Source organism: Klebsiella planticola (genome assembly GCF_000783935.2).
GTDB classification, from domain to species: domain Bacteria; phylum Pseudomonadota; class Gammaproteobacteria; order Enterobacterales; family Enterobacteriaceae; genus Klebsiella; species Klebsiella planticola.
The window spans coordinates 2,712,323-2,731,714 of sequence record NZ_CP026047.1 but is presented as its reverse complement, the minus strand read 5'-3'; the positions used below and the strand labels follow the sequence as shown (position 1 = coordinate 2,731,714).

At 54.9% G+C, this 19,392-nt stretch carries 15 protein-coding genes; all 15 read right to left on the bottom strand.

All coding sequences use genetic code 11. The annotated features are described in order from the left end of the window. Window positions 1-14: 14 nt before the first annotated feature. The 15 genes from MC50_RS13200 to frr all read right to left on the bottom strand — a co-directional run bounded on the left by MC50_RS13200 (window position 15) and on the right by frr (window position 19,277). On the bottom strand, window positions 15-2,171 hold the full coding sequence (locus tag MC50_RS13200; RefSeq protein ID WP_032697299.1) for a lysine decarboxylase LdcC: 2,157 nt from the start codon (window positions 2,169-2,171) through the stop codon (window positions 15-17). Window positions 2,172-2,285: 114 nt separating this feature from the next. Further along, window positions 2,286-3,245, bottom strand: a complete 960-nt coding sequence (gene accA / locus MC50_RS13195) for an acetyl-CoA carboxylase carboxyl transferase subunit alpha (protein WP_015585101.1) — start codon at window positions 3,243-3,245, stop codon at window positions 2,286-2,288. 12 nt (window positions 3,246-3,257) lie between these two features. Further along, a complete protein-coding gene (gene dnaE, locus MC50_RS13190) occupies window positions 3,258-6,740 on the bottom strand; it encodes a DNA polymerase III subunit alpha (RefSeq protein WP_032697298.1) in 3,483 nt (1,160 codons plus the stop codon). A 37-nt stretch (window positions 6,741-6,777) separates the two neighbouring features. Then, complete coding sequence (gene rnhB, locus MC50_RS13185; RefSeq protein WP_032689404.1) at window positions 6,778-7,374, bottom strand: ribonuclease HII; 597 nt, start codon at window positions 7,372-7,374, stop codon at window positions 6,778-6,780. Next, the gene (lpxB, locus tag MC50_RS13180) at window positions 7,371-8,519 is read right to left on the bottom strand and encodes a lipid-A-disaccharide synthase (RefSeq protein WP_032689405.1); all 1,149 of its coding nucleotides are present in this window, start codon (window positions 8,517-8,519) and stop codon (window positions 7,371-7,373) included. Before lpxB ends, rnhB begins: the two co-directional genes overlap by 4 nt. After that, a complete protein-coding gene (lpxA, locus tag MC50_RS13175) occupies window positions 8,519-9,307 on the bottom strand; it encodes an acyl-ACP--UDP-N-acetylglucosamine O-acyltransferase (protein WP_032689406.1) in 789 nt (262 codons plus the stop codon). Before lpxA ends, lpxB begins: the two co-directional genes overlap by 1 nt. Window positions 9,308-9,310: 3 nt before the next feature. Then, a complete protein-coding gene (gene fabZ, locus MC50_RS13170) occupies window positions 9,311-9,766 on the bottom strand; it encodes a 3-hydroxyacyl-ACP dehydratase FabZ (protein ID WP_004858132.1) in 456 nt (151 codons plus the stop codon). Window positions 9,767-9,937: 171 nt separating this feature from the next. Further along, complete coding sequence (lpxD, locus tag MC50_RS13165) at window positions 9,938-10,963, bottom strand: UDP-3-O-(3-hydroxymyristoyl)glucosamine N-acyltransferase (RefSeq protein ID WP_004858130.1); 1,026 nt, start codon at window positions 10,961-10,963, stop codon at window positions 9,938-9,940. Window positions 10,964-10,966: 3 nt separating this feature from the next. Further along, window positions 10,967-11,452 (bottom strand): molecular chaperone Skp, encoded by a 486-nt coding sequence (gene skp / locus MC50_RS13160; RefSeq protein WP_004858127.1) that lies wholly within the window; start codon window positions 11,450-11,452, stop codon window positions 10,967-10,969. 122 nt (window positions 11,453-11,574) lie between these two features. Next, window positions 11,575-14,004 carry an outer membrane protein assembly factor BamA gene (gene bamA, locus MC50_RS13155; RefSeq protein WP_032689407.1) on the bottom strand — a complete coding sequence of 810 codons (2,430 nt, stop codon included), beginning with the start codon at window positions 14,002-14,004 and terminating at the stop codon, window positions 11,575-11,577. Window positions 14,005-14,035: 31 nt separating this feature from the next. Continuing rightward, window positions 14,036-15,388: a sigma E protease regulator RseP gene (rseP, locus tag MC50_RS13150; protein ID WP_032689408.1), complete on the bottom strand. Its 1,353-nt coding sequence runs from the start codon at window positions 15,386-15,388 to the stop codon at window positions 14,036-14,038. A gap of 11 nt (window positions 15,389-15,399) precedes the next feature. Next, complete coding sequence (gene cdsA, locus MC50_RS13145; RefSeq protein WP_032697297.1) at window positions 15,400-16,257, bottom strand: phosphatidate cytidylyltransferase; 858 nt, start codon at window positions 16,255-16,257, stop codon at window positions 15,400-15,402. 12 nt (window positions 16,258-16,269) lie between these two features. After that, window positions 16,270-17,028: a (2E,6E)-farnesyl-diphosphate-specific ditrans,polycis-undecaprenyl-diphosphate synthase gene (gene ispU, locus MC50_RS13140; protein WP_004858119.1), complete on the bottom strand. Its 759-nt coding sequence runs from the start codon at window positions 17,026-17,028 to the stop codon at window positions 16,270-16,272. Window positions 17,029-17,277: 249 nt separating this feature from the next. Further along, window positions 17,278-18,480 carry a 1-deoxy-D-xylulose-5-phosphate reductoisomerase gene (gene ispC, locus MC50_RS13130; RefSeq protein WP_047664081.1) on the bottom strand — a complete coding sequence of 401 codons (1,203 nt, stop codon included), beginning with the start codon at window positions 18,478-18,480 and terminating at the stop codon, window positions 17,278-17,280. A 239-nt stretch (window positions 18,481-18,719) separates the two neighbouring features. Next, window positions 18,720-19,277, bottom strand: a complete 558-nt coding sequence (frr, locus tag MC50_RS13125; protein WP_004858114.1) for a ribosome recycling factor — start codon at window positions 19,275-19,277, stop codon at window positions 18,720-18,722. Between the last annotated feature and the right edge of the window lie 115 nt (window positions 19,278-19,392).

Sequence of the window (19,392 nt, the reverse complement as noted above, 5' to 3'; positions counted from 1 at the left end):
GTTACTCGCGCCGCTTAGCGCGGTGCAAGCAGTGAGTCATTTTTTAAGACTCGTACCCGGTAGACGCCGTCGTCCCCGCGCTTCGCCCCGTGGATATCCGTTTCAAAGCCCGGATAATGGCGGCCAATCGAGCAGAGCATCAGCAGGAAATCGAGCACCGCCCGGCTCTCTTCGGTAATCATCTCTCCGGGCATCAACAGCGGTACGCCCGGCGGGTACGGCAGAATCATATTAGCCGAAATGCGCCCAACCAGATTTTCCAGCGCAATGGTTTCGACTTCACCTTTGATTTGCCGCTGCCAGGCCTGATGCGGCGTCATTTTCATTTCCGGCAGCACGTCAAACGCGCTCAGCATCAGCTGTGAAAGCTGGTGCTGACGGATCAGGCGATGGATCCCCTGCGCCAGATCCTGAATACGCATATTGCGATAAAAATCGGGATCTTCCGCGTAGAGATCCGGCAGCATGTTCTTCACTCGCAGGTTGAGATCGTAGGCGCGCTTAAACTCGGTTAAGCCGCGCAGCAGCCCCATCGCCCGGGTTTTATCGATGCCGATGCTGAACAGAAACAGCAGGTTATAGGGACCCGTTTTTTCCACGACCACGCCGCGCTCATCGAGGAATTTCGCCACCAGCGCCGCCGGGATCCCCTCACCGTCCATATTGCCCTGTTCATCCATTCCCGGCGTCAGGATCGTCACCTTCACCGGGTCGAGGAACATATGATTATCGTCAGCGTCTTTGAAACCGTGCCAGTTCTCCCCCCCTGCCACCGGCCAGCACTGCACCTGCTCAATATCCTCCGGCTGCCAGATATCAAAGAACCAGCCGTCAGTCTCTTCACGCAGACGCTGAACCTCTTTGCGGAAATCCAGCGCTCGCTCAATGGAGCGTTGGATCAAACGCTTGCCAGAATTGCCGCGCAGCATGGCCGCCGCGGTTTCTATCGAAGCCACGATCGGATAGCTCGGCGACGTCGAGGTGTGCATCATAAACGCTTCATTAAAGGTCTCTTCGTCGTAGCTGCCTTTAATGTGGATCAGCGAGGCCTGCGACAGCGCGGCCAGCATTTTGTGCGTTGATTGTGTTTCGAAGACCACCTTACCCGGAATGCGATCGCCGCTCATCCCGCTTTTCCCCTGGTAGATCGGATGGAAATGAGTGTAAGGCACCCAGGCCGAATCAAAATGGATCGAGGGCACATCGAGCGTCTCTTTGATCCAGGTGGTGTTATACAGCAGCCCGTCGTAGGTGGAGTTGGTAATCACCGCATGTACCGGCCACCCGGCTCCGCTCGTGGTATCGACCTTCTGCTGAATGCTGTCGCGGGTGAATTCCCGTTTCGGTATGCCGCCCAGAATACCCAGCGCGTTACGCGTCGGTTTCAGCCACAGTGGAACGACATCGCTCATCATCAGCAGGTGCGCCAGTGACTTATGGCAGTTACGGTCAATCAGCAGCGTGCTGCCCGCCGGCGCCGAATACATGCCGACAATTTTGTTCGACGTCGAGGTGCCGTTCGTCACCATGTAGCTCTGCTCGGCACCAAAGGCGCGGGCGATATACTCTTCAGCCTCCAGGTGCGGCCCGGTATGATCGAGCAGCGACCCCAGCTCGGTAACCGAAATCGACACGTCGGCTTTCAGCGTATTGCCCCCGAAAAAGTCATAAAACAGGCAGCCAACCGGGCTTTTCTGGTACGCGCTGCCCCCCATATGCCCCGGCGTACAGAAGGTATATTTTCCCTCCTGCACATAGTTGAACAGGGCTTTGGTAAACGGCGGCGTAATGTTATCCAGGTATTCACGCGTGTACTGGGCGATTCGGGTGGCGATCTCTTCTGCCAGGCCAAGCGCGTATTCAAAGAACCACAGCGTCATACGCAGATCCTGACTGCTGACATCCATCGTCGAATGCGCGTTGATAAAGGCGTATAGCGGGAGATACTCATTCAGCTGATTGATATCGCTGCACAGATCGGCGTTGTACTCATCCCAGTCAAAGATGACTCCGCAGATCCGCGGATTATGTTCGATAAACTGCAGCAGGTCGGCGCTGTTTTGCGGCCAGATAGTCTGAAAGCCTTGCCGTTGCAGGGCCGCTTCCAGCTCTTTGATCGGTTCGTCTTTGTGGTAGACGCCGTGGGGCCCCATGATGGCGATGATATTCACGCTTTCCTCCTGGAATTGACCTGAGTCAGGCATCATAGCAATCGCGCTGGCGTATCGCACATAAAAAAGGGGCCGGAAAAATCCGGCCCCAGGCAATATTGACGCGAGAAATAATCAGGCGTAGCCGTAGCTCATCAGACGCTGGTAGCGACGATTTAACAGCTCCTCTTCACTCAGGGTGTCGAGGTCAGCCAGATCCGCCAGCAGCTGCGCCTTCAGGCTTGCCGCAATGGCTTCCGGGTTGCGATGAGCGCCGCCCAGAGGTTCCGGGATAATTGAGTCAATCAGCTTCAGCTCTTTCAGACGTGGAGCAATGATCCCCATCGCTTCGGCCGCCAGCGGGGCTTTATCCGCGCTTTTCCACAGAATGGAGGCACAGCCTTCCGGTGAAATGACCGAATAGGTGCTGTACTGCAGCATGTTGACCTTGTCGCCAACGCCGATCGCCAGCGCGCCGCCGGAACCACCTTCCCCGATAACGGTACAGATGACCGGAACGCTCAGACGCGACATTTCGCGCAGGTTACGGGCAATCGCCTCAGACTGGCCGCGCTCTTCCGCACCCACGCCCGGGTACGCACCCGGGGTGTCGATAAAGGTGATGATCGGCATTTTGAAACGCTCAGCCATCTCCATCAGGCGCAGCGCCTTACGATAGCCTTCCGGCGCCGGCATCCCGAAGTTGCGGCGAATCTTCTCTTTCGTTTCGCGCCCTTTCTGGTGGCCGATAATCATCACCGGACGCCCGTCCAGACGCGCAATACCGCCAACAATGGCTTTATCGTCAGCGTAAGCGCGGTCGCCAGCCAGTTCGTCAAATTCGTCGAATGCCAGGCGAACATAATCCAGGGTGTACGGGCGACGTGGGTGGCGTGCCAGTTGAGCAACCTGCCATGCCCCCAGATCGGCGAAGATTTTACGCGTCAGTTCAACGCTTTTTTCGCGCAGACGATGCACTTCTTCGTCGATGTTAATATCGAGTTTCTCATCCTGACGGCTTACCGCAGTCAGGGAATCGATTTTCGCTTCCAGCTCTGCAATCGGCTGTTCAAAATCAAGGAAATTCAGACTCATAGTATTCCTGTATTAGTCAAACTCCAGTTCCACCTGCTCCGAGCCGATAAGGCCACGCAGATCGTTGAGTAAACGATCGCTCGGAGAGACGCGCCATGTTGCGCCAAAACGCAGCCGCGCGCGCGCATCCGCCCTCTGATAATAGAGGTGTACTGGAATGGTTCCCGAACGGTGGGGTTCCAGAGACTGACGGAGTCGGTTTAAAAGCTGGTCATCAATTTGCCTGTCCGTCAGCGAGATAGCAAGCCCGCGAGCATATTTTTCCCGGGCTTCGTCAATGTCCATGACTTCACGGGCGGTCATTTTAAGCCCCCCGCTGAAGTCATCAAAGCTGACCTGTCCGCTGACGATAAGTATGCGGTCTTTTTCCAGCAATTGCTGATATTTATCCAGCGCGTCGGTAAATAACATCACCTCCAGACGCCCGGAACGGTCATCCAACGTACAGATACCGATACGATTGCCGCGCTTGGTGACCATTACCCGCGCAGCAATAACGAGCCCCGCCGCCGTGGTGACTTTACCACGATCGGTCGGATGCATGTCTTTGAGTCTCACGCCGCCAACATAGCGCTCAATCTCTTTCAAATACTGGTTGATAGGATGACCCGTCAGGTACAGCCCCAGGGTCTCCCTTTCACCATCCAGCACCACCTGCTCCGGCCACGGCTGGCAGTTGGCATAGGATTGCTCGATTTGCTCCGGCTCTTCCGCCAGCACCCCGAACATATCCGCCTGGCCAATCGCCTCGGCTTTCGCATGCTGATCGGCGGCCTTCAGCGCATCGCCCAGCGAATTCATTAATGCCGCGCGATGCGGCCCGAGGCGGTCAAACGCCCCGGACATAATCAGTTTTTCCAGCACCCGACGGTTCAGCTTTTTGGTATCGGTGCGGGCGCAAAGATCGAACAACTCGCGGAAATAACCGCCGTTGTTACGCGCTTCAATAATGGCTTCGATCGGCCCTTCGCCGACCCCTTTAATCGCGCCGATACCGTAGACGATTTCACCGTCGTCATTCACGTGGAAATGGTACAGACCGGAGTTAATATCCGGCGGCAGGATTTTCAGGCCCATCCGCCAGCACTCGTCGACCAGCCCCACCACTTTCTCGGTGTTATCCATATCCGCGGTCATCACCGCCGCCATAAACTCGGCCGGATAGTGTGCTTTCAGCCACAGCGTCTGGTAGGAGACCAGCGCATAGGCCGCCGAGTGCGATTTGTTAAATCCGTAACCGGCGAATTTCTCCACCAGGTCAAAGATTTTGATCGCCAGCTCGCCGTCAATGCCGTTTTTCCTCGCCCCTTCCTCAAAGGTGCCGCGCTGCTTGGCCATCTCTTCCGGCTTTTTCTTACCCATCGCACGACGCAGCATATCCGCGCCGCCGAGGGTATAGCCTGAGAGCTCCTGGGCAATCTGCATGACCTGTTCCTGATACAGGATAATGCCATACGTCGGCTCAAGCACCGGTTTCAGACACTCATGCTGCCACTGTACGTCCGGGTAAGAGATCTCTTCGCGGCCGTGCTTACGGTCGATAAAGTTATCTACCATCCCCGATTGCAGCGGCCCCGGACGGAACAGGGCCACCAGCGCGATCATATCTTCGAAGCAGTCGGGCTGAAGGCGTTTAATCAGGTCTTTCATGCCGCGCGATTCAAGCTGGAAAACCGCAGTGGTTTCCGAGCGTTGCAGCATATCGAAGCTTTTCTTATCGTCCAGCGGGATCGCCGCGATATCCAGCGGCGGCTCGCCGTTCTTCGCCCGCCGCTTGTTGATCATCTCCAGCGCCCAGTTGATGATGGTCAGCGTACGCAGGCCAAGGAAGTCGAACTTCACCAGCCCGGCGTATTCGACGTCGTTCTTATCAAACTGGGTGACCGGATGCAAACCTGCTTCATCGCAATATAGCGGGGCGAAGTCGGTAATTTTGGTCGGGGCGATAACCACGCCCCCCGCATGCTTACCGGCGTTACGCGTGACGCCTTCCAGCTTACGCGCCATGTCGATCAGCGCTCTGACCTCTTCGTCAGCTTCGTAGATCTCCGGCAGCTGCGGCTCGGCCTCAAACGCTTTCGCCAGCGTCATCCCCGGGTCGGGGGGCACCAGTTTCGAGATCCGATCCACGAACCCGTACGGATGGCCAAGCACGCGGCCCACGTCGCGAATAACCGCTTTCGCCGCCATCGTACCGAAGGTGATAATCTGCGATACCGCATCGCGACCGTACATCTCCGCCACGTGCTCGATAACCTGATCGCGCTTCTCCATGCAGAAGTCGACGTCAAAGTCGGGCATCGATACACGTTCAGGGTTCAGGAAACGTTCGAACAGCAGATCGAATTCCAGCGGATCCAGGTCGGTGATTTTTAAGGCGTAGGCGACTAACGACCCGGCGCCGGAACCACGTCCCGGCCCTACCGGTACGCCGTTATCCTTGGACCACTGGATAAACTCCATGACGATCAGGAAGTAACCGGGGAAGCCCATCTGGTTAATCACCTGAAGTTCGATATCCAGTCGCTCATCGTATTCAGGTCGGCGTTTAACGCGCTCTTCAGGATCAGGGAACAGGAAAGCCAGACGCTCTTCCAGGCCCTCTTTTGATTTTTTAACCAGATAATCTTCCGTCGTCATATCCCCGGTCGGGAACTGCGGCAGGAAGTATTCGCCAAGACGTACGGTAACGTTGCAGCGCTTGGCGATTTCGACGGTATTTTCCAGCGCTTCCGGAATATCGGAGAACAGCTCGCACATTTCATCTTCGCTGCGCATATATTGCTGCGGCGAGTATTTGCGCGGGCGCTTCGGATCGTCCAGGGTAAAGCCGTCATGAATCGCGACGCGGATCTCATGCGCATCGAAATCACCGGTTTCCAGGAAACGCACATCGTTAGTCGCCACGACCGGTATACCGCGCTCTTCAGCCAGCTGCACGGCAGCGTGTAAATAGGCCTCTTCATCGGCGCGACCGGTGCGGATCAGCTCCAGATAGTAGCGATCCGGGAAATGCTCCTGGTAGAAAGAGAGGCATTGATCGACCAGCGCCATATTGCCACGCGTCAGGCTGACGCCAACATCGCCTTTACGCGCGCCGGAAAGCAGGATCAGTCCTTCCTGATGTTCGGCCAGCCAGTCCCGGTCAATCCACGGTCCCAGCGCGCCATAGCCGCGTTGATAAGCACGTGAAATCAGCAGCGTCAGGTTTTGATAACCCACATTGTTGGCCGCCAGAACCGTGAGTTCGGTGAACTCATCGCCCATCAGTTCGCTCTGGACGTGAAAATCCGCGCCGACGATGGGCTTCAGACCTGCGCCATGTCCCGCTCCGTAGAACTTCACCAGTCCGCACAGGTTAGTAAAATCGGTGATCGCCAGCGCAGGCATGCCAAGCGAGGCCGCCTTTTTCACCAGCGGCCCGGTTTTTGCCAGCCCATCGATCATGGAATAGTCGCTATGCACCCGCAGGTGGACGAAACGTGGTTCAGACATCTTCAGATTCCGGTTTACTTATTTCTCGACACAAGAATCAGGACGCAAGGCCCAGCGCGCGTTTTACCGGGCCAAAACTACGCCGATGATGCTCGGTTGCGCCATGTTCGATCAGTTTTTCCAGATGGAAAGCGGTAGGATAGCCTTTATGCTGCGCAAAGCCGTATTGAGGAAATTCTAGGTCCAGCTCAGCCATTTCCGCATCGCGCGCGACTTTAGCCAGAATAGACGCTGCGCTGATTTCTGCCACCCGGCTATCGCCTTTGACCACCGCCAGTGAAGGCACAGGTAGCGGCGGGCAGCGGTTGCCATCAATCAGCACAAACTCCGGCACCACCGGCAGCGCAGCAACGGCGCGCTGCATCGCCAGCATGGTCGCATGCAGAATATTCAGCTCGTCTATTTCGTGCGGTTCCGCACGGCCGAAACTCCAGGCTAACGCTTTCTCTTTGATTTCATCGAACAGCGCCAGACGACGCTTTTCGCTTAATTTTTTGGAGTCATTCAGACCGACAATTGGCCGTGCCGGGTCAAGGATCACCGCGGCGGTCACGACCGCTCCGACCAGAGGTCCCCGACCGACTTCGTCTACGCCGGCGACCAGGTGAGTATGCGGATACACAAACTCAATCATTTTGCTAACTCCAGTACCGCATCCGCCGCCTGCTCATCCGCATTGCAGCGAATTTGTTGATGCAGCGCGCGGAAAGTGTCATGCATTTCATGGCTGGTTTTACCATCGGCCAGCAGCGGCCGCAGCGCATCCGCAAGCGACGCAGGCTGGCACTCATCCTGCAGCAGCTCTTTGACCAGCTCGCGGCCGGCCAGCAGGTTCGGCAACGAAACGTAGTCGGTTTTCACCAGGCGTTTCGCCAGCCAGAAAGTGAACGGCTTCATACGATAGCCAACCACCATCGGACACTTGGCCAGCATGCACTCCAGCGCCGCGGTTCCGGAAGCCAGCAGGGCCGCATCGCTGGCGATCATGGCATCGCGCGCCTGACCATCCAGCAGATGCACCGTAAGCTCCGGCGCCGTTTCCGCTTTAATTCGTTCGAACTGCTCCCGCCTTCTGGCATTCACCAGCGGCACCAGCACCTGCAGGTCGGGATAATCGTTACGCAGAATCTGCGCGGTTTTCAGAAAGTCTGCGCTGAGCATTTCTACTTCAGCGCCGCGGCTCCCCGGCAGCAGCGCCAGGCAGTGCGCATCCCGGGCAATGCCCAGGCGATCCCGCGCAGCGTCTTTATCCGGATCCAACGGCATGGCATCCGCCATGGTATGGCCGATAAAGCGGCAAGGAACGTTAAATTTGTCGTAAAACGCTTTTTCGAAAGGCAGAAATGCCAGTACCAGATCGGTGGATCTGCCAATTTTGAAAACGCGTTTTTGCCGCCATGCCCAAACCGACGGGCTGACGTAATGGATAGTTTTGATACCCTGCTTCTTCAGATTACCTTCGAGGGTGATATTGAAGTCAGGCGCATCAATACCGACGAATACGTCTGGTTTAAGCTCGGTAAATCGCCGGGTGAGATCGGCGCGGATATGCAGCAGGCGACGCAGGCGACCAAGCACTTCGACAATGCCCATCACCGCCAGCTCTTCCATCTCATACCAGGCCTCACAGCCTTCGGCCTGCATCAATGGCCCCGCCACGCCGACAAAGCGCGCATCGGGAATACGTGCTTTAAGGGCGCGGATGAGACCTGCGCCAAGAATATCGCCGGAGGTTTCTCCGGCGACCAGGGCAATCGTCAGGGGACGCTGTGCAGACATTAACGAATCAGACCGCGCGTGGAGCGGGCGAAGAAATCGACAAATGGCTGAACTTCAGGATACTGAGTCGCCAGCTCGGCGATTTCCGGCTTCGCTTCATCCAGCGTTTTCCCGCTGCGGTACAGCAGTTTGTACGCATTGCGAATCGCGGTGATGGCTTCGCGGCTAAAGCCACGGCGCTTCAGCCCTTCAATATTGACGCCATACGGCGTTGCGTGGTTGCCCTGGGCAATCACGAACGGCGGGACATCCTGCGCGACGCCGGAGCAGCCGCCGACCATGACGTGTGCGCCGATGATGCAGAACTGATGGACTGCCGTCATACCGCCGATGATAACGAAATCATCCAGCGAGACATGGCCGGCGAGCGTGGCATTGTTGGCCAGAATACAGCGGTTCCCGACCGTACAATCGTGCGCGACGTGAGCGTTGATCATCAGCAAGTTATCGCTGCCCACCTTCGTTAATCCACCACCCTGTACTGTGCCACGATGGATGGTGACGCTTTCGCGGATGCGGTTGCGGTCGCCAATTTCCACACGCGTCGGTTCACCAGCGTATTTCAGGTCCTGGTTAACTTCACCGATGGAAGCGAACTGATAGATCTCGTTATCACGACCAATTTTGGTATGGCCGTTAACAACAACATGAGACTTCAGTACGGTACCTTCGCCAATTTCGACGTTAGCACCAACAATACAAAACGGGCCAATATGGGCGTTAGCACCGATAACGGCGCCTTCTTCCACGATGGCAGTCGGATGAACAAAGGCGGTTTTATCAATCACGTATCAGGCCTCCCGGCTACGCGCACACATCATCGTTGCTTCGCAAACCACTTTACCATCAACCAGCGCGACGCCTTTAAAACGCGTCAGGCCGCGACGGGTTTTCTCGAAAGTGACTTCCATAATCATCTGATCGCCTGGTACTACCGGACGTTTGAAACGCGCTTCATCAATCCCGGCGAAGTAATAGAGTTCACCCGGTTCGAGCTTGCCGACGCTTTTGAATGCCAGAATGCCGGTGGCCTGCGCCATCGCTTCCAGAATCAGTACGCCCGGTAAAATCGGTTTACCAGGGAAGTGCCCCTGGAAAAACGGCTCGTTAACAGAAACATTTTTTACTGCGCGCAGAAAACGACCTTCTTCAAAATCCAGCACACGGTCTACCAGCAGGAACGGGTAGCGGTGAGGGAGAAGTTCCAGAATCTCTTCAATGTGCAGAGTATGAGTTTCAGTAGTCAAAATACTCTTCCTGTCTAAATATACTAAAAGGCAATAATAACACGGCCTGCGGCAATCTTATGAATGCAACAGGCCGAAAATTTTTACACTACATCTCTCAGGCAGTATCCTGGTCAGCGGTGGTTGCCGCCCGGATACTGCTTTGCATGATTTTGTGTGTCAACGGATGCGCTAATCTTGCTGATTAACCTTACGCTCAATCGATTTGAGGCGTTTGTTTATCTCATCAATATTCATCACCAGCGCCGCGGTTTTACGCCACACCTTATTCGGTTGCAGCGGAATCCCTGAAGAATAGACGCCAGGCTCGGTGATAGGACGCATGACCATCCCCATCCCGGTGACGGTGACTTTGTCGCAGATTTCCATATGTCCGTTAATCACGCTGGCTCCGCCAATCATGCAGTAACGGCCAATTTTCAGGCTGCCTGCCATGATAACGCCACCTGCAACGGCAGTATTGTCACCAATCACAACGTTATGCGCAATCTGACACTGGTTATCAATGATAACGCCATTGCCGATCACGGTATCATCCAGCGCACCACGGTCAATGGTCGTACAGGCGCCGATCTCCACGCGATCGCCAATGATGACGCGACCCAGCTGCGGGATCTTCACCCAGTTGCCGCGATCGTTGGCATAGCCGAAACCATCGGCACCGATAACGGTGCTGGACTGAATCAGGCAATTCTCACCGATCTCAATCTCGTGGTAAACGGTCACGTTGGCCCACAAACGGGAGCCAGCACCAATTTTCGTCTTTTTCCCAACGAAGCACCCGGCGCCAATCACCACATTGTCACCAAGCACAACATCAGATTCGATCACGGCGTTAGGGCCAATCGAGACGTTTTTACCCAGCGTCGCCGTGGCATCAATCACCGCACTCGGGGCGATATCCTGCGCCGGCTGCGGCGTGGTATCCAGAATTTGAGCCATGCGCGCATAGGTCAGGTAGGGATTACGCACTACCAGCGCGGCGCTTTGGGCAAAAGGTAAATCATCCTGCGTCATGACAACAGCAGAAGCCTGGCAAGCGGCCAGGTGTTCACGGTACTTAGGGTTGACCATGAACGTAATATGACCTGCTTTTGCAGTCTGCATGGACGCAACGCCGGTGATGACGATATCGCCATCACCGTGTAATTCTGCATCCAACTGCTGTGCTAGATCAGCCAGTCGAATAGAAGGCATTACTTATTTAACCTGTTTCAGCACATCAGCGGTGATGTCTTTTACATCGCTGCTGTTGTATGCAACGGCATTAGAATCAACAACCAGGTCGATGCTCTGGCTGCTCGCTACGCTTTTCACAGCAGTCTGGATACGGTTAACCAGTTTGCCGCGCTCTTCGTTGGAGCGACGTGCACGATCCTGCTCAAAAGACTGCGCCTTCTGAGAGAAGGTCTGGCGCTGAGCCATGACGTCTTTTTCCAGCTTGGTACGATCGGCACCCGGTTTCATGGACTGCAGACGCTGCATTTTGGACTGCAGATCGCCTTCCATACGCTGCAGCTCGCTCGCGCGGCCTTTGAACTCGTTTTCCAGCGTGTTAGAAACGCCTGTTTTCTGGGCAACCTGTTGGAACAGGCTGTTCATGTTAACCATTGCAATTTTATCTGCCGCCTGAGCGGAAGTTACCATTGCTAAACCCAGACCTGCAGCTAATAACCACTTTTTCACAATTAACTCCTTACCATCCCATGAGTACCCAGGGGTACCGTTATTTGCGTGGCCAGGCGATAACCGTGATTATCGCCTAAAGTCAGCGCTATACTGCACTTACATTCCATTGCTGCCCGCAATTACCAGGTTTTACCAATGTTAAACTGGAACTGCTCGGCCTTGTCTCCTTCGTACTTTTTAAACGGTTGGGCGTAGGAGAATACCAACGGCCCCAACGGCGACATCCACTGCACCGCAATACCAGCGGACATACGGATGTTGCTCGGATCACCGTAATCCGGATAACCCGCATAAGCGCTCGAATCCCAGTGAGTATCCCACACGGTACCCATATCCCAGAAGAAGGAGGTACGGACCGAGTTAGCATATTTATCGCTGATAAACGGCGTCGGTGTAATCAGCTCCAGGCTGGCAACGGCCATGGCGTTACCGCCGACTGCATCATCCGATTTACACGGCGCAGACTCAGTGCTCTTACAGTTACTGTCATAGTTATCATCGCCATCGTGGCGATTGCTGGCCGGGAAATAAACCGCTTTCGGACCAATGGTATTCGACTGGAACCCGCGCACGGTGCTTGAACCACCGGCGTAGAAGTTCTCGTAGAACGGCATCTCTTTGCTGCCAATACCGTCGCCATAGCCGAAGCGAGTACGTCCCAGAACCACCCATTTATGATCGTTGTCGATCGGTACATAGGTCGCCGTATCCAGCGTAGCTTTGTAGTATTCGTTATCCGAACCAGGAATGGTCACTTTACCATTCAGGTTGACACGCGAACCTTCCGTCGGGAAGAAGCCGCGGTCGAGCTTGTTATAGGTCCAACCGTAGTTGAAGGTGAAGTCGTTGGCGCTGAATGAGTTTTTATCATCGGTATTTTCCGGATATTGACCCATCGAGTTCAGATAACGCCACATCGACACCTGCGGCTGCATATTGGACAGGGAGTTATGGACATACCCTAAGCCCGCGCGCAGCGTATTGTATTCGTTGATCGGGAAGCCCAGCGTAACGTCCGTACCATAGCTTTTGTTGGTATAGTCAGACAGATCCGCGTCGTTCGCGTCGAAGTCGTTATAGAAAATACGACCACCGAGACTCACGCCATCAACGGTGAAATACGGGTTAGTGACCGACAGTTCAGTATAGGTCTGGTAATCGTTTTTGGTGCCGTTAATTCCGACGGAATAGCCGGTACCCAGCCAGTTGTCCTGCTGAACGCCGGCCTGGAAGCTCACACCGCTTTCCGTACCGTAGCCGATACCAAAGTTGAAGCTACCGGTGTTACGTTCTTTGACCTTATAGACCACGTCGACCTGATCCGGGCTGCCCGGTACGCGCTGCGTATCGGTATCAACCGTTTCGAAATAGCCGAGACGATTCAGACGATCCTTACCCTGATCGACCAGGTCGCTACCCAGCCATGCCCCTTCCATCTGACGCATTTCGCGACGCAGAACGGAGTCTTTGGAGGTATCGTTGCCCTCGAAGCGAATTTTACGTACGTAGTAACGGTTGCCCGCATCGACGTTGACGTGCAGCTTCACGGTCTTATCGCTATCGTTAATTTCCGGCTGAGACTGGACGCGCGGATAAGCGTAGCCATAGCGACCGAGGAGTTTCTTAATATCATTCTCCATTTTGGTCACTTTGGCGCCGTTATACAGCTCGCCCGGCTCCACTTTGGTCAACGCTTCGATTTCTGCCGAATGCCCCGCCAGATCGCCCGTCACCTGCACACCGGACAGCTTGTACTGATCGCCTTCGGTGATGTTTACGGTGATGTAGATGCCTTTTTTATCCGGCGTCAGGCTCACCTGGGTGGAGTCGATGTTGAAACGTGCGTAACCGCGATCCAGATAGTAACTGCGCAGGGTTTCGAGATCCCCGGCCAGCTTCTGCTTCTGGTATTTACGATCGCCGACCACGTTCCACCACGGCACTTCATCGCGCAGCTGGAATGTTGAGATCAGTTCATCGGTACTGAACGCATGGTTACCGACAATGTTAATCTGCTGGATTTTCGCCGAGACGCCTTCCTGGAATACCAGTTTCAGGTCGACGCGGTTACGCGGCAGCGGGGTCACGACAGCTTTTACGCTGGCGCTGTACTTACCGACGCTATAGTAGAAATCTTCCAGCCCTTTCTCGATATCAGCGAGGGTCGTGCGGTCAAGGGACTCCCCAACGCGAACGCCGGATGCCTCAAGGTTTTGCTTGAGCATGTCATCCTTCACCGATTTGTTACCGGAGAAAGTGATGCTGGCAATCGTTGGGCGCTCTTTCACCTGCACCAACAGGGTATCACCATCGCGCAGGACGCGGACGTCCTCAAAGTTGCCAGTGGCAAACAAAGCACGAATGGTGTTACTGATATCATCATCGGTCACCGTATCGCCAGGACGCACGGGCATACTGAGGAGGGCCGCACCAACAGCGACACGCTGCAAGCCTTCGAAATGAATGTCCTTCACCACGAACCCTTCAGCACCGTATACGGTTGCGCTGCTAAACAGCAGCGACGCTATGAGCAACTTTTTCATCGCCATCGTTATTATGCGTTCTTCCTAACAAACTCTCTTATAACCGAGAGAAATCATTGAAAAGTGCAAGCCCCATTAACAACACCAGCAGTATTGAGCCAATGCGATAACTAAAGTCTTGAACTCGCTCGGATACCGGCCCGCCCTTCAGCTTTTCAATCGCCAAAAATAGCAGGTGCCCCCCGTCCAGGACGGGAAGCGGGAACAGATTGATTATTCCGAGGTTCACGCTAATCAACGCAAGGAACATCAGATAGTAAATCAATCCAAACTCCGCTGACATTCCAGCCCCCTGGGCGATAGAAATCGGCCCGCTGAGGTTGTTCAGTTTGACATCACCGGTTATCAATTTACCCAGCATCCTGACGGTTAATGACATCAGTTGCCAGGTTTTATCCGTGGCTTCAGCAATGGCGGCAAACGGCCCGTACTGACGCACTGTCTTATATTCATCAGGCAGCGGGATGACCTTAGGCACTACCCCTGCAAACCCTTCGGCTTTACCTTTTGCGGCTCGGCTATCTGGCGTCAGCGTAACAGACAAGGGACTCCCCTGTCGCTCGATGTCCAGAATCAGCGCCTTACCCGGATTATCACGCACTAGATTTACAAACGTCATCCACTGCGTTAACGGTTGACCATCGACTTTAACGATCCTGTCGCCCGCTTGCAAACCGGCCTTCTGCGCCGCCGAGCCAGATTGTACTTCAGCCAGCACCGTATCAATCTGCGCGCTGCGAGGCTGAATACCCAGCGATGTCACCGGATCTTGTTTATCCGGCTCAAACGCCCAGTGCCGCAGATCGAGGATTTTATCCTGGCGCTGACTGCTCCCGAAAGGGGCGACCGTAACTATTGTTTGCTCGTCGCCAATCTTCGAGACCAGCGCCATACGCACTGCATCCCAATCAGGCGTTTCGATGCCATCTATCGCTTTAAGTTCCGTTCCTTTTGCAATTTGTGCGTGTGCGGCAATCGAGTCGGGTACTATTTCACCAACAACCGGACGGACGCCAGGAACACCGATGATAAACACCAGCCAGTAGGCAAAGATGGCAAAAATGAAGTTGGCGACAGGGCCTGCGGCAATGACGGCCGCACGCTGGCCAACGGTTTTGTTATTGAAAGCGTAGTGGCGCATCTCTGGCGCCACCGGCTCGACGCGTTCGTCGAGCATTTTGACATAGCCGCCGAGTGGAATAAGAGCGATGACGAATTCCGTTCCCTGCTTGTCAAAACGTCGCCATAACGCTTTACCAAAGCCGATGGAAAAGCGTTCAACGCGAACGCCGCAGCGACGAGCCACCCAGAAATGGCCAAACTCATGCACGGTGATCAATACGCCCAGCGCAATGATAAAGGCAGCCAAATTCCAGAGAACGCTTAGCATAAAACCTTCCGTCAAATCGTCCTGAAGACCAACAATAGCAGACAAGCAAACACCGGTACCGCCGCCGTCAGGCTATCGATACGATCCAGTATTCCACCGTGTCCGGGAATCAGATGACCGCTATCCTTAATGCCGGCCTCTCGCTTAAACATACTCTCTGTCAGATCGCCCAGCACCGATGCCAGTGCCGCAACAACGGAACACACCAGCAATACCGTTGGGGTAACATCCAGATTTGCCCACTGTCCGTAGGCCCAGGAGATGACCGCCGCCGTCACCAGACCGCCGAAGAACCCCTGCCAGGTTTTACCCGGAGACACTTTCGGTGCCAGCTTATGCTTGCCGAACATCTTGCCAAACATATAGGCGCCAGAATCCGCGCCCCAGACCAGAATCATCACGTACAGCAGCCACAGCGCGCCGCTGTAATGGTTATCCGCATAATGCCAGGCACGCAGCGCCAGCATGCCCCAGAAGAACGGGACGATAGTCAGAATACCAAAGATCAGCCGCAGCACCTTCGAGTTGCGCCAGAAAGCCGCGGACGCCGGGTAAGAAAGCACCAGCAACAGCGCCACAATCCACCAACCAAACGACGCCCAGAGCGATCCTTCAACCAACGGTTGATGAACGTCGTAGTGATATTCCGGCATCAGGAAAAGCATCAACGCCAGTAGCAGGCCACACAGCAGCGCCAGCCAGATGCGTTGTGAAGTTGAAGTGAAACCGCTAAATTGCCCCCACTCCCACGCAGCGAGCATACACACCACGAGCGTGACGATGGCAAAACCCGCAGGCGGCAACAGAAAAAGCGCCGCAATGACTACGGGGATTAAAACGAAAGCCGATATCAGGCGATACTTCAGCAAAAGTGACCCCCATCAGGCATGATTGCCACCCGGCTCAGTGCCGCCGAAACGACGCTCTCGATTAACAAAGGCATGGAGTGCACCTTCAAAGTCCTGTTCTGCAAAATCGGGCCAAAGAACATCGGTAAAGTAAAGTTCGGCATACGCAATTTGCCAAATCAAAAAATTACTGATGCGATGCTCTCCCCCGGTCCTAATAACTAAATCTACAGGTGCCAGTTCATGCATACAGACCTGCTGACTCAGCATGTCTTCCGTGATCTGTTCGGGCCGAAGTAACCCGTTCTGAACCTGTTCGGCCAGATTGCGGACACCCTGAATAATATCCCAGCGCCCACCGTAGTTCGCCGCAATATTCAGCGTTAAGCCGGTGTTGTTCTCCGTCAGCGCTTCCGCTTTGCGGATACGCTCCTGCAGGCGCGCATTAAAACGCGTCGTCTCGCCGATGATCCGCAGGCGGACGTTATGCCGATGCAAGCTTTTCACTTCGCTATCCAGCGCCCAAACGAACAGCTCCATCAGAGCACTGACTTCCTGCTCCGGGCGGTTCCAGTTCTCGCTGCTGAATGCATATAGCGTCAACGCTTCAATACCATTGTTCGCCGCGAAGGAGACCGCGCGACGAACCGACTTCGCCCCGGCTTTATGGCCGAATGCGCGAATTTTTCCTTGCTGTTTCGCCCAACGACCGTTGCCGTCCATGATAATGGCGACATGACGACAGCCATGCGCAGGCGATATTTCGCTGACAGTGTGATTAGCAGACAACATAACGCGTTTTAAGTCCATAATAAGGATTAGCCAAGCCACTAAACGCGAGCAACCGGTCAGCGCTGTATACGCATTTTTATCCAGTGCCGAAGCTACAGCTAATCGCAGAGAACAACCCAAAGCTTTACGCAAAAAAGCCGTGTTTTTCCACGGCCACCACAATCTTTTACAACAAAATGCAACGATTGGGTGGCGCAGACTATATCACCGAAGCCCAGCGCCCACAAATATCACAACGTGTCGTGAGGTTCAGCCCCGCGTTGTCAGATGTTTTATCTGCTTCTGCGCAACGACCCTGGCCTGAGCGTCAATAACCAGCACTTCATCAATGCTTTGCGGCTCATCCAGCGTCAGTTGATCCAGCACCGCCAGGTTGACTCCCGCAATATCGGTAAAGCGAATCTCTCCGGCCAGGAAGGCTGCCACTGAGATTTCGTTTGCCGCATTCAATGCCGTTGTAGCCGCCTGACCTTGGTCAAATGCGTCCATCGCCAGCTTGAGGCACGGATAGCGCCCGTAGTCCGGCGCGGAAAAGCTCAGCTGGCTCAACTGGCAGAAGTCTAATGCCGGCACGCCAGAATTCAGGCGGTCTGGCCAGCCCATCGTATGGGCGATAGGCGTGCGCATATCCGGTTCACCGAGCTGTGCAATGACGCTGCCGTCAAGATAACGCACCATCGAGTGAATGACGGACTGCGGATGGATCAGCACTTCCATCTGCCGGGCTGAAGCGTTGAACAGCCAGCGGGCTTCGATATATTCCAGCCCTTTGTTCATCATCGTGGCGGAATCGACAGAGATTTTGCGTCCCATTGACCAGTTGGGGTGACGGCAGGCCTGATCCGGCGTCATCGCCGCCAGCTCCGCTATCGCCGTTTCCCGGAAAGGACCACCGGAACCGGTCAGCAGAATCGACAATACGCCGTTCTGCGTTAAGTCAGCGTATCCAAGATTATGCTGTACGGTTACAGGCATACTCTGAAAAATCGCGTTATGTTCGCTGTCCACGGGCAGCAGGTGCGCACCATACTGCTGTACCGCATCCATAAACAGGCGTCCGCAGGTGACCAGCGACTCTTTATTCGCCAGCAGCACCGTTTTGCCGGCACGGATGGCGGCCAGCGTAGGCACCAGTCCCGCTGCACCAACAATCGCCGCCATCACCTGGTCAACGTCGTCCAGCGCAGCCACTTCAGCGGCAGCCTGCTGGCCGCTTAATACCTCAGTGCGGCTACCGCTTTCACGCAGGCGGATGCGCAGCGCGCCGGCGCTTTGTACATCGTCCATAACCGCATAGCGGGGAGAAAATTCCAGACATTGTTCAACCATGCGGTCGACATTTTTCCCTGCGACCAGCGCAGCGATGGAAAAGCGATCGGGGTTATGGCGCACCACATCCAGCGTGCTGCAGCCAATTGAACCGGTCGAACCGAGAACGGTTAATTGCTTCATGAGATGTCCAGAAGAATTGAGACAGGATAAAAAGAAAAACGCCGCCAGTAAGCCCTTACGCCACAATTACCCGGGAGCAGGTCGGCGGTCTATCACCTTCAGCAAGCGTGCCAAAGGCTACAGGGCCGACCGTTTTAACACAATCCCAGGAATTGAGCGTTCGGTCTTCTGTACGGCGTTTCAGACTTAACGTCCGCAGCCCATCAATAATAGTGGGCGGCGAGCGTATCGGCAGAGAATCAGAACTGCATCAGTTCCGCTTCTTTATCGGCCAGCGCCGCATCCACTTTCTTAATGGCGGCGTCAGTCATTTTCTGCACGTCGTCCTGAGAACGGCGATCGTCATCTTCGCTGATCTCTTTGTCTTTCAGCAGCGCTTTAACTTTGTCGTTAGCATCACGACGCACGTTACGGACAGACACGCGAGCCTGTTCGGCTTCGGCACGCACGATCTTAGTCAGATCTTTACGACGTTCTTCGGTCAGCGGCGGCAGCGGAACGCGGATGTCGGTACCCGCAGAGCTTGGGTTCAGACCGAGATCGGAAGCCATGATCGCTTTCTCAACGGCCGGGCTCATCGAGCGATCGAATACGTTGATTTTCAGAGTACGGGAGTCTTCTACCGTGACGCTTGCCAGCTGACGCAGAGGCGTCGGCGTGCCGTAATATTCCACGACAATGCCATCCAGCAGGCTGGGAGAAGCACGACCCGTGCGTATTTTGCTGATTTGGGTTTTGAACGCTTCGACGCATTTTTCCATGCGTACTTCAGCATCTTTTCTGATATCGCTAATCACGTTACGAATCCTTGAAAACTTGTCTCAGACAGACCAGACGGTCGCTCACCGTAAAAGTGAGCTAAGTATAGTCAGGTTTAATGCAAATCACCGGGCAATAAGCCCGCGAAAGTAA